The sequence below is a fragment of the Pseudoalteromonas sp. GutCa3 genome, from assembly GCF_002836155.1.
Taxonomy (GTDB): domain Bacteria; phylum Pseudomonadota; class Gammaproteobacteria; order Enterobacterales; family Alteromonadaceae; genus Pseudoalteromonas; species Pseudoalteromonas arctica.
This window is the reverse complement of the sequence record NZ_PJBK01000033.1, coordinates 76,126-88,079: the sequence shown is the minus strand read 5'-3', so window position 1 is coordinate 88,079 and position 11,954 is coordinate 76,126. Positions and strand designations below refer to the sequence as shown.

The window sequence follows — 11,954 nt, the reverse complement described above, 5'->3', positions numbered from 1 at the left end:
ACAATTACAAAAGCGAAGTTTGTAATACTTTGAAGGAATAATTTGAAGTAATTATTCTTATTAAAGGACTTTTACAAATTTAAATAAATTAAAGGTTCATATACACAAAAGCACTAATAAATATTAGTGCTTTCAAAAGTTATAATTTAATTTTTTAGTAAGCTATAAATAAAAAATAGTTAACCGCCCTACTGTTTCTATTTATCATTCCAAGAAAGATCTAATATTTTCTATTAATACACTTTGCTTAACTGGCTTCAATAACAGACCGTTAAACCCAAGCTTCACATACTTGTTATCACTATTTTCGTTTTCACTAAATGTATGAGCGATAATTTTTGTTGCTGATGCGTCAGCATGCTTTCTTATTTTTAGCATTGCGTCGGTACCTGTAAATTGCGGCATTACTATATCCATTAAAATAATATCGTAAATATTTTGAGAAACCATAAGTAGTGCCTCTATAGCACTTGATGCAAAATCTATTAAAATATTTTCTTCGTTAAGCATTTTCCTAATTACTATTTCTATTAGCAAGTCATCATCTACTAAAAGCAGTCGTTTAGTTTTATTTATTGGCGTTACTTTAAACTCGATAACTTCAGTCATATTTTCAATAGTGTTTTTCATTTTTTACCTCATTACTGTTCCAGTAATATACGCTAACTTATAACGACTTATCTTTTAAAATGCGTGTTATTTGGTTTATTAATACACCTTGTTTTACTGGTTTTAATAGCATGTCATCAAAGCCCTGGTTAACGTATTTTGAATCTGTATCGGGTGTCGATGTATGCGCAATTATTTTAGTTTTCAAATTGTCACTGTGTTTTTTAATTTTTAACATAGCGTCAGTTCCCGACAATTCTGGCATTACTATGTCCATTAAAATAATGTCGTAACTGTTTTGCGATACCATCAACATTGCTTCTATTGCACTGCGCGCGTAATCTATTTTAATATTCTCATTTTTTAGCATTGCTCTAATTACAATCTCAACAAGAGGATCGTCATCAACCAGTAATAGCGTGTTTTGGTGTTTGTTAGTTACTAAATCAGTATTTGTTAACGAGCTACTTGGTGCTTCTTGCTCGTTGTCTTTACCCTTACCTTGTTTGGTTGCTATGTTTACCAACATAGAAAGTGATATCGTTGATTTATTCGCGTTACTACTTACAGTTATCGCTTTACCACCTAACATTTTAAATATTGAAATAAAAAACTTTAACTCTAATGACACGTCTTTATCATCTATAAAGCGCGTTATATCATCACCCGATATACTTTTAAGCTCAGTTATAAAGTTACTACTGTCGATCAAATTACTTAATGAAAAATCGAGGTGTAAGTAATTACGTTTACTTTCATTTTTAATCTGAGCGTTAATTGAAAGCGTTGTATTATTTGATGAATCCAAAACCTCAGTCACTAACTGAATAACCAATTGAGAAATTAACTTTTCATCGCTTGCGACCGTTAATTCAGGCGTAATATTATTTTTAAGAACGATTCTTTTATTTTCAGCCTCTTTAGCTAAAATCGATATATTATTATTGATCATTTGATTTAGGTTTACGTTTTTGGCCTGAAGCTTTAACTTACCTATCTCTGATTTATTTATATTTACGAGCTGTTGAATCACACTTTCAAGCTGGTCGCACACATCAGAAATATTCCCCACATTGTTTTTAAATTCGTTAAAGCTTATTGGATCTTTAGATATTTCAATTAATGACTTTAAAGATGATAAAGGCGTTTTCAACTGACGGCTAAGCCTTGTAACAAATTTTTCTTTTAATTGATTTGTCTGTTTTGATTTTTCGAGAACATCAGCGAGTAAACATTCTTTTTGATGTGCCTCTGTATCATCTCTAAAGTAGCAAACGAAACCATTAAAATCTGTATGTCTTTGTAATACAGTTATCCACTTCCCGTCTGTAAAACCTATATCTATTAATTGGTTACGATCATCATCAAGCTTATGATGTTCATGGTAATGATTTATAATATTATGCTGCTGCGCAATACTTATCAGCTGGCTATACGATAGCTGACTGTTTTGTTTATTCACCTGTGCAAATAAAAGATTAAAAGCATTGTTGGTAATCACAGGAAATTCGTGGCTATTAAAAATAGCAAACCCATGCGGCAGTGCATCCAGAGAACTTGAAAAAAGCTCCTCTCTATTGAGTATTAACTGATTTTTTTGTTTTATTTCACTGTGTAAACGCCTTGGCAAACGTAAAAAATAATACACAAACGCGAATACACAAAAAGAGATTAACCCTAATCTGATTAAACTGTATTTAGTTATTTGTGGTCGTACTATTTTATTCATTGGTTGCACATGCAAGCGCCAAGTAGGTGGAAAACGACTGCTTAAAGCGCTAATACTATTTTTAATTATACTCGGGTTTACTTCTCCTTGTTTTCCTAAAGTAAACTGTGGTGTTGCTATAAAAACGTTATAATTTTCAGTGTTTAATTTGCCAATAACGGCTTTTAAAAACTTACTTAAATCAAATGCTGTAAGTGTATAAATAGAGCCTTGTTTTATTTTTATTTCAGAAATTAAGAAAGCCGTATCAGCAACCGTAAATACTTCTACTGCTTGTTTGTTCGCTCTTTTATTGAATTTTTTTAACCAGTTTGTAAACCCATACGCGGCTAAATCAAAATTATTTTTTGACCAAAGTGCAAGCTGGTTATACTCAGAATCAAACACAACATACCCTTTATAAGTTAAGCTTTGTGAAACCTGACTCTGCACTAAATTATTAAGTTGTTCTTTTGTATAGCTATTTTGGCTTTGTAAAAAACCTGCGATAACTAAATCTTTTTGCGATATATATAATCCTTGATTATCAAATCGCTCTAAAGCATTAAATAACGTTTTACGTAATTGCTGAGTTTGTTCATTGTAATTACTTTGCAGCTCCTTTTTTTCTATAGTATAAAGAAGTAATGCAGTGAATGAGCATAATACTAATGCAATTAAGAATGCGACGGGCGCTAAACTAAATACATGAATATACTTTTCCCCATAATTCTTTTTCTCAGGATTAGTACTTTGATTACTTACTGAATCTGAATTTTTATTTAACTGTGTCTGCAATAATTGAGCAAATGAAATAAACTGATCTTTTTGTGAACCTATTAATGTTTTAGGTGCTAAATCGGCCATCAGCACTACGCCTATCAATTTATTAGTGACACTATAAATTGGATATTGTGCATAAAAACGAATTAATTTGTGAGTGTTGTTTGATACATCATCAAAAAAAGTATCTTCAAATAAATATAGTTTTTCTTGTGTGCAGCGTTTTTGATAGCTTAATAACTCATTTTCGACGCTTTCTTTATCGCTGCAGGTTATTAACTGCTCTGAATAAACTTCTCTAAAATCGATAAATTTAACAATTGCAACGTCATAAAACTGTTTTAGTAGCGTTAGCGTTTCTTTAATTTCTGTTGATATTTCATCAGTTGGTGTATCTGCTAAATTAGCATGTGAGGTAAATATATTTGAGGCGTTCATTGACGTTCTCCTTCCCCTTTTGGGGGAGTATGTATCCACGTTGTACTGTTTTGGCCGCTATGTACGGGCAGTAAAACTTTAAATGGTGGTGTTAAGCTACTAAGTGCAGGTTCGCCTGTGGTGATATTAATTACTTGTTCTGCATTAACTAAATTAAGTGATGTTTTGCAATATGTAATGCCTGGCTCAATTCCTATTAAGCTCAGTGTTTCACTAATGATAAGGTTATTTACTAAATCGATCCCGACCAGCTCAAATGTAGTTTGTAAAATAGTGAAGACGAGTGTCTCTACAATGTTTTCATCTTCTTCTAAGCGTGTACCTTCTGGGCAGCATATTGTACCAAGCTCTATATCAACGTTTGTGCCTATACCTACTAATGAAAGCGCATTAAGGGCTGTATTTAAAAGCGGTTCTACCTGAGGTAAATATAAATCAAGTATGTCACCTTGCGATTCGTACCCTGTTTGGCATGTATCACACGATTGCGATAAACCTTGATCGCTTGTACCTAAAAGTGGATTTCCTAAAGCTGTTACTCCAACTAAACAACTGCTGTCGGCCGGTTGTTTATCTATTTCAAAGCTTTCACAAGGTGAGCCTGTTACTACTTTTTGCGATACATAACGAGATAGAATTTGTTCACTATTAGCAGGGCATTGTTGTGGCGTACTTTTTAATAACTGACCAATAACGGTGTTACCTAACTGCCCTATTGCATAATTTGGACCTTGCTGCAGCGCATTTATATAACTTACATTACCGGTATTATTTAACTTGCTGACACCTTGGCTGTCGGTTGCTTCATCGCTTAAGCCCTTTAAACACGGGTTACCTTGGCAATTTGGAGCATCGTAATAAACAGCTTCTCGCGAGGTAAACCTATCATCTCTTATGCCTATTAATGCCCTGTACGTGTTGTTTGCTCCACGGTCTGTATAAAAAATGAGTGGTGCTTGATGCTCATCAAAACTTACTGCAATACCGAGTGGTCTATTATTAGCATCAACTACAGTAATTTGATTATCTACCTTAGTTTGGTGGCGCTTAATAAGGGCATCCCTTACTAAAATCACCCCACCAATTGAGCCAATAATTAAAATAGTTATAATTAATATAAGCTCAATAGTAAGTATGTACCCTTGTTGATAACGCTTTTTCATATCAGGCTCCTATAACACTTCTACAAGCATTTTAAGTACGTTCATTACTTGTAATGCTGCGGGAAAAAACACCAATACCAAAAACATCGGAAAACAAATTAAGATAATGGGAAAGGTTGTGTGCATCGCTTTTTTGTTTACTTTTTTAGCGAGTAAAATGTTCTTTTTTAGAGCTAGGCCTTCAAGTTGAGCCTCTACTGCTTGGATAAGTGGCGTACCAAGTTTTGACCCTATTAACATTAAGTTGGCGAGTTTTTTAATTCCTAATACGCCAGTTCGTTCAAAAAGTGAATTAAATGCAAATTCACGATCTTTACCTGCGCTTAGTTCGAATAAAAATAACTTTAGCTCTTTGTATAATGGGTGTTTTTGACTTAATCCATGATCAACCGCCAGTGCAAATGAGCGCTCTAGTGAAAATCCAGCGCGCATGTAAACCAGTAACACCCGTAAAAAAAACTCTAAGCTATTATTTATAACGGTTTTACGTTGATTTTTACGTAATAAAAACCAGCATTCGGGTGCAAAAAAAAACATAAAACACAGTAATAATTTAATCGATTGGCTCAGCTCATAACCTGTTAGTTCTATAACCGTAAATGCACTAAAAGTAGCAGCCACTTTGAAGCAGTACAGGCTTATTAATATTTTATTAATTTGAATCCCTGCTTGTCTTAGTTGACGTTTAGAGATGATGATTAGCGGATACCAATTAATGTTTTTAGTATCGGGTTTATCTAATTCGACTTTAAGAGATTGCCTATGAATATGGATAAATGAGCCCATACTTACTAAAAGTCCGATAAGTAAAAGTATATCAATCATAATGTTACCCTTAAGCTAAGGCGTAGCCATAAAAAACCAAATAGCTGACAAAGAAGCGCAACCGTTATAAATGCAATCCCATTAGGATCGTTTAATAATGGTTCAAACCAGGTTGGATCGGTATAGCTAAATAAAGGAATTAGTGCGTAAGGTAAAAAACCACTAAATACAGCAGCGTACTTAGTACCCGAAAGCTTAGCTTTTAGCTGTTGGCGGTCGAGGGTCCGAAGCGACATCATGTTGCATACGCTTTTTAGCATATCGGTTAAATCACACTGGCTTTGTGTATGTGTAATGATGCTATGAGCAAACAATCTTACGGTTTCGCAGTTGTATCTTTCAATTAAAGGGGCAAACGACGTTTCGGCATCACTACCCATGCTCATGCGTTGTATTAGTAAGGTGCTTTGTTTTTTTATATATGGGTCTGCATGTTCATCAGCAAACTGCATTGATTGCTGTAGCGATAGCCCCGTGCTTAAACACGATTGTACGGTTTCAATAAATTCTAAAAAATGATGCTCAAATTTTGCTAATTTATAATGAGCCAAGTCAATCACAGTTATAAAACAGGTTACAAAAACCACGATTGAAATAATAAACGCGCTGGTTGATGCCTCTGGATAATATAATTTAGCTAAAAACCATGAGCTACTAGAGAGCGAGCACGCCATGCTTATAAACCAGGCGTTACTTATGTTTAAGCCTAGCACTCGTAGTGACAGAGTAAGTACGTCTTTTTCTTCTAAAATATCTACTTTTTTAGTGCCTTGGCTGCTTTTATTTTTAGCATACAAAGAAACCAACACACTAGTTGCAAGTACAAAGGTTATAACCGCCGCTATAGCTAATAAATAATCAAGTTTAGTCATTGTTAGCCTCCGGGTTATTGTGCAGTAATGCTTTTAATTCTTGTGCATTTGCCCCTTGGCCTTTCATAAACTCAATAACACTCGAGGTATTTATTAACTCACTTTGTACAGGCTCTGCTTCGTTAATACTATATAGCGGGCTAAAATGTGCGCCGCCATTAACACGCTTAATTTCACCAATACTTTTTAGAGTTCGGGTGCCATTAGTTGAGCGAGAAACATGCACTATAAGTTGAATACTCGACGCGATTAGCGAACTTGTATGGGTATCGCTCAGTTGTGCATTGTGTAATTGCACTAAGGTAGATAAACGAATAACGGCATCATTTGCGCTGTTAGCATGTATGGTCGTCATCGAACCTTGGTGACCACAGTTCATTGCTTGGAGCATATCGATTACTTCGCCAGAGCGTACCTCTCCAACAAGTATTCTATCTGCGCGCATTCTAAGGGCTGCTTTTACTAAATCTCTTAGGCTTACTGCACCTTTACCATCGCTGTTTGTGTCGTGGGCTTCCAATTGCACAACATGGTTGTGATGCAAATTAAGCTCAGCGCTTTCTTCAATGGTTACAACACGTTCATTTGGATTAATTGAGTTGGCAAGTACGTTTAATAATGACGTTTTACCAGCCCCCGCATTGCCACACACTAAAATATTAACGCCTGTTTTAACTGCACTTTTTAAAAATGATAAGATGTTTTTATCTAAAAAATGATTATTAACTAAAAAGTCATCGTTTATTTTTTTATGATTAAACTTACGAATCGATACAATCGCGGCGCTGGTACACGCAGGCGGTACAATAATATGAACACGGCTACCATCTTTTAGTTTGCCATCAACAATTGGCATAAGCGCATTGACTTGTCGACCACAGCCATCAAGTAAGCGATCAACAAATCGGCGTAAATGGCGTTCGTCATCAAACTTACTGGCAGTGCAAAGTAGTTTGCCTTGTTTATCAATCCAAATATCTTGCGTGTCGTTTATTAAAATATCACTTACCTGATCGTCCAGCATAAACTGTGCAATAGGACCCAGGCCCTGAATTTCATCAAATACAGCCTGAACAACTTGCTCTTGTTGGTATTGATTAAATGAAGATTGATTAAATTGTGGAATTTCACTGCACAATGCAGAGATTTTTTCGAGAACATTACTTGATAAAAGCGCGGTTGGTTCTTGTTCGTACTCTTCGATAACGGCATCGTGCAATAGCTTTTTAAGCTCTTCAAAGGTACTTAAACTGGTTTGAACTTCTTCATGTTTGCTTGATAAATTAAACATAAAAACTCACTTAGCTACATATACAGCTTCATTTTTAACGCCTTTAACCACTTCGATTGTGCGACTGGTTTGTAAGCGTGAAAAGTTTTGCAAACGACCTTGTTCAATGTCATAAGCGCTATGCACAATAATTGAAACTTTGTCGGCGTTATCTATACCCGCCAACGAATAAACATCTTTTGGAAGTACCGCAAGGACTAATGAAACACCGCCCGCAGCGGAGTTAGACTCTTTAGCTAAATTATCCATTACGCCACTTTTAGCGGCTTGCGATTTAGGACCTTTTGAAACACCAATCAACTGTACATCACGGGCAACTGTTCTTACTAAGCGATTAGTTTTAGCGACTATGTCGAGTCGGTCACCTTTGTGTATGCGCGAAAGCGGAATATCTAAGGTGTTTAGTTTTAAAGTATATAAAACACGCCCTGCCGGAATGGCTTCTGATAAATTTTGGCTTTTTTCTCTAATAAAATCGGTGTCGAATAAGGGTTGTTCAACCATTTTATTAGTTGCTAATTTTTGACCTATTAATGCACGCGGATTTTGAACGCTCAGTGCAATATTTGAATAGTTACTTGGATCTATACTCTTTTGCTCTACATCGTGAACGGTTACAGTTTGGCCGGCAGACATATTTTTGTTTACTACCCAAGCTGTTACGCTATTTTCATCGTTTACCTGTCTAATACCCAAAGCCGAAGCTAACATGCCAGAGGTGATGAGTAATGTGAGAGCCGCTGTAGTTGCGCCTTTGTTACTTTTACTTTTCATAATATTCCTCCAGAGTAACTTTCACTGCCACACTTTTGTGGCAGTGAGCCTTAAGCTTGGTATTCAAACTTGGTTGCCTTATATTGGTTACCTTGCGTTAGTTACCTTGTGAGCCGCCTGCCGTTGTACGCGTTGCAGCATCACCACTTGGTGTTGCATTAACAAGTGCGGCACTTTCACTAAAGTCTGATGCAACAAAAGTGAATGAACTGCCATCGCCTGCGTACACATCAACTGAATCTACAAACCCAGAACCAGACACTTCAGCTGTGCCTTCGGCGTTAATCATGCCGTCAAATACATAGCTTTGGTCAAGTGAGCCAATTGCTTCAGCTACATCTTCAAGTTCGCTGGTTACCGAGTCACGTAATGTAGATAAACCAATTACAAGTGCTGCTACCATTGAAGTAGAAAGAATGATTAGCTCTGACGTTAGTACAAAACCTTTTTGCTTTTTGCTATTTAAGTTATGTTTAATAGTTTTCATAATCGTAGCCTTTAAATTAGAAGAGCTTATGCTCACTTTACATATTGCGAGGACCATGCCATCTATAAATAACCATTAAATACAGTTGGTTATATTTTTAATGATTGTTGTTTATTAGATATTTTCATTTTTGATTTGCAAAATGCAAATCAATATTAAAAATATTTTAGGTAAATAATGCTAGGTTTACGTTATTGAAAGTATTATTAAAACTGATGGATAGTGTAAGGGGTAAATATTAAAAGCAGTCTTGTGAGGTTACGTATAAAACGTAGGATTAGCGTAAGCTTTACTTGTATTGTTGATAAATAATAAAGTGGTTTTGGCTCCTTAATAATGCCAAATTTTAGGTATAAAAAAAGGCCCGAAGGCCTTAAGAATAACAATTACCTAAAACAGAGAGTTTACCGCGCCTAGCAAGTGCTTTTTTATGCGTGGGTTCTGCACGTAAAACTTGCTCATAATAGCCACAGGCCAATAAATTATTGGTATTAGCTTCTTCAATTAGCCCTTTATGGTAAAAATAGGCGGTGCTATTTAAACCAAACTTAACCGAAAGCTCTAAGTAGTTTGAAGCTATAACGTAACTGCCCTGGGCATAATGTATAGAGGCCATTTGCAAGTATGGTGAAGCATGTGTACCAAAAACATCGACGCCGTATTGAGCAATGCTTTTTGCTTTAGCTAAATTACCTTGCTCTATTGCTAACGTAACCCCTAAAGTAATTGCGTTTAACGGCGGGTTAGCTTTATTAAGCAGAGTGTTTATAACCTGTTGAGACTGATTAGCACGGCCACTTTTATAAAGTACATATGCCGATATTGAAAGTATTGCCGTGTTATCGGGGTGTTCAAGCATTAACTGATTCACCTCATGCACTAGGTTCAAACAGTTACTTGCATTAATACCTTCGCACTTTAATGGTTGGGCGTTTAATTGGTATTTTTTAACTATGTCACCCAACGCGTTGTAAGGATTTACTGTTGGCTTGTAATCAATATGAGCGCAACCCGATAAAGTAAGCAGTAAAATAATATAAAATATTTTCATAGCCCTTGCTCCTGTATATAGCTAAGTACCTGGGTGTCTATATTTGCCTGCTCCCACGAACGTAATGTATTAATTGGCTCACGCACCAGGTTTGGAGTTACAACAATTATAAGCTCGCGGTTGTTTTCACTTTTGCTGGTTGTTTCGCTTAACTTTCCTAGCATGCTATTGCCGTTGCCATCAGGTACAAAGTCGTGGCTTGCATTGTTATCAGTGCTAATTAAGCCACCAATAATAAGAGGTTGTCCGTCTTTTAAACGCGTTGATGTTTGCATGCTGCGTGTATTAAATGCACTGCTGTTTAAACTGCTGCCTGTACTTTGTGCAATTTCGGCGGTTAACGTGGTATCGGGTAATGAAATTACTGGGTTTAGATCAAGTGTTATTCTGTCTTTGTCGTCAACCATGGCGCGTACATTTAATTCAACTCCAAATGATTTAAATTCTGTACCGCTAAACACCGACCCACTACTACCTTGCTGCCCGCTTGTAATTCCAGATGGGCTATAACTGGTAGGTACAGGTACTTCACCACCGACTTTAAACACGGCACTTTCACCGGCTAAAACCGTGATTGTAGGGCGAGAAAGCGTTCGAGAAATGCCTTCTTGTTGAAGTAATGAAAACAACATATCAATGGCAAACTGTGAGGTTGAAAGCTGTAAGTTATTAGTTAATTGACCACCAATTAATTGCAGCGCATTTTCTATTGTTGCAGAGCCAGATTCGCGATTAGTCATACCGTCACGACCAAACAAGCCCGCTTCTTTTTCATATCCATTAGAGAGCACGCTAATATCTGGGCGCCATTGCTTTAACCTACGTTGATTTACTTCGTATAGCTGCACCGATACACGCACTTGCGGTAAATCTTCAACTTCAATGCTCGACAAAACTTTACCGCCAGCCACTGAAAGCAACGTTGCTCTTGCAATGTTTGAACTTACATTACTTAAATTTAATCCTGAGGTAGCATCATTTATTAAACCGCCCGACTCGTTGGCAAGTACTTTAATACCTGAACTTTTATCCTGCGTTGCGCCGCCCATTAAATTATTAGGATCAAGAGGAGATCCCTGAGTTTGTAATGCTTGCTCTGGTTCGAATAATTTATTAATTGTATTTAATAAGCGCACTAGCTCTATCTGGTTTTTTACAGAGCCAGAAAGTAAAAACACATCGTTGTCGTCATTTGATAACTCATCAACCGAGATGCGTTTAATGGTCACTTTATCTGCGCCCATTGATTTAATCACTTCGCTAATACGTTCTTCTTTTGGCTTAGGTGCTTGAGTTACTTTTATTAAATTAATAATAGCGACTTTGCTCGAATTTTGAGAGCTACCGCCGTTTGCGTTACCCAATCCTTGCAAGCGTTGAGCAAGTGAATTAAACATACCTTGGTTAGGATTTGAGGTAATAACGGGTTGTGATGCTTGTGAGCTACTGGCATAAAGGTAGTTTTTTGCAGCTTCATAAGCGGCATGACGATAATTTATAGTAGGTACTTCACCACGTAATACAACAGCATGGCGATCAGGTGCTATGGTTAACTGCACGTCAGGGTGAATATCGTTTAAGGCATTTTCTAGTACGCTATAGTCTTCGGTTACGCCAAGTAAAAATGTTTCCGAGCTTTTATCGTCGTACCACACCATCATAGATGTACGGCCTAACTTTTTAGCTAAAATTAGTAGCTCGCGACCATTAACCACGTTCACATCAAGCGTTGTTTCGTGGCCTAGTGCTATACGCGAAATATCACGGGTAAACACAAAGCGAGTATGCGTCCATTTAACCAAGTGCGATACTTTTTGTACCCGCTCACCATTTGCATTTTCTATATAATCTAAATGACTTTCACTGCCCATAGCGGTAAAAGATATTAGTAATAGTATAAAAATAAATTTTAACATAAGCCTTTCCCTCAATTTGCTTACTATATAGGTAGCA

10 protein-coding genes are annotated in these 11,954 nt (G+C 36.4%); all 10 read right to left on the bottom strand.

Annotation, left to right across the window (positions count from 1 at the left end; genetic code table 11):
• Positions 1-204: 204 nt before the first annotated feature.
• On the bottom strand, positions 205-630 hold the full coding sequence (locus CXF64_RS07100) for a response regulator (RefSeq protein WP_024589369.1): 426 nt from the start codon (positions 628-630) through the stop codon (positions 205-207).
• A gap of 37 nt (positions 631-667) precedes the next feature.
• A complete protein-coding gene (locus tag CXF64_RS07095) occupies positions 668-3,538 on the bottom strand; it encodes an ATP-binding response regulator (RefSeq protein ID WP_101216681.1) in 2,871 nt (956 codons plus the stop codon).
• On the bottom strand, positions 3,535-4,701 hold the full coding sequence (locus CXF64_RS07090) for a hypothetical protein (protein WP_101216680.1): 1,167 nt from the start codon (positions 4,699-4,701) through the stop codon (positions 3,535-3,537). The genes CXF64_RS07095 and CXF64_RS07090 overlap by 4 nt, the downstream gene beginning before the upstream one ends.
• Before the next feature lie 9 nt (positions 4,702-4,710).
• A complete protein-coding gene (locus CXF64_RS07085; protein WP_101216679.1) occupies positions 4,711-5,526 on the bottom strand; it encodes a type II secretion system F family protein in 816 nt (271 codons plus the stop codon).
• The gene (locus CXF64_RS07080) at positions 5,523-6,398 is read right to left on the bottom strand and encodes a type II secretion system F family protein (protein ID WP_024589373.1); all 876 of its coding nucleotides are present in this window, start codon (positions 6,396-6,398) and stop codon (positions 5,523-5,525) included. Before CXF64_RS07080 ends, CXF64_RS07085 begins: the two co-directional genes overlap by 4 nt.
• Complete coding sequence (locus CXF64_RS07075) at positions 6,391-7,689, bottom strand: CpaF family protein (protein ID WP_024589374.1); 1,299 nt, start codon at positions 7,687-7,689, stop codon at positions 6,391-6,393. Before CXF64_RS07075 ends, CXF64_RS07080 begins: the two co-directional genes overlap by 8 nt.
• 6 nt (positions 7,690-7,695) lie before the next feature.
• Entirely contained in the window at positions 7,696-8,463 is a 768-nt protein-coding gene (locus tag CXF64_RS07070; protein WP_101216678.1) for a hypothetical protein, read from the bottom strand.
• Positions 8,464-8,560: 97 nt separating this feature from the next.
• Positions 8,561-8,950, bottom strand: coding sequence for a hypothetical protein (locus CXF64_RS07065; protein ID WP_101216677.1), 390 nt, complete (start codon positions 8,948-8,950; stop codon positions 8,561-8,563).
• A gap of 373 nt (positions 8,951-9,323) precedes the next feature.
• Positions 9,324-10,001, bottom strand: a complete 678-nt coding sequence (locus tag CXF64_RS07060; RefSeq protein WP_024609062.1) for a tetratricopeptide repeat protein — start codon at positions 9,999-10,001, stop codon at positions 9,324-9,326.
• On the bottom strand, positions 9,998-11,917 hold the full coding sequence (locus CXF64_RS07055; RefSeq protein WP_101216676.1) for a pilus assembly protein N-terminal domain-containing protein: 1,920 nt from the start codon (positions 11,915-11,917) through the stop codon (positions 9,998-10,000). The genes CXF64_RS07060 and CXF64_RS07055 overlap by 4 nt, the downstream gene beginning before the upstream one ends.
• Between the last annotated feature and the right edge of the window lie 37 nt (positions 11,918-11,954).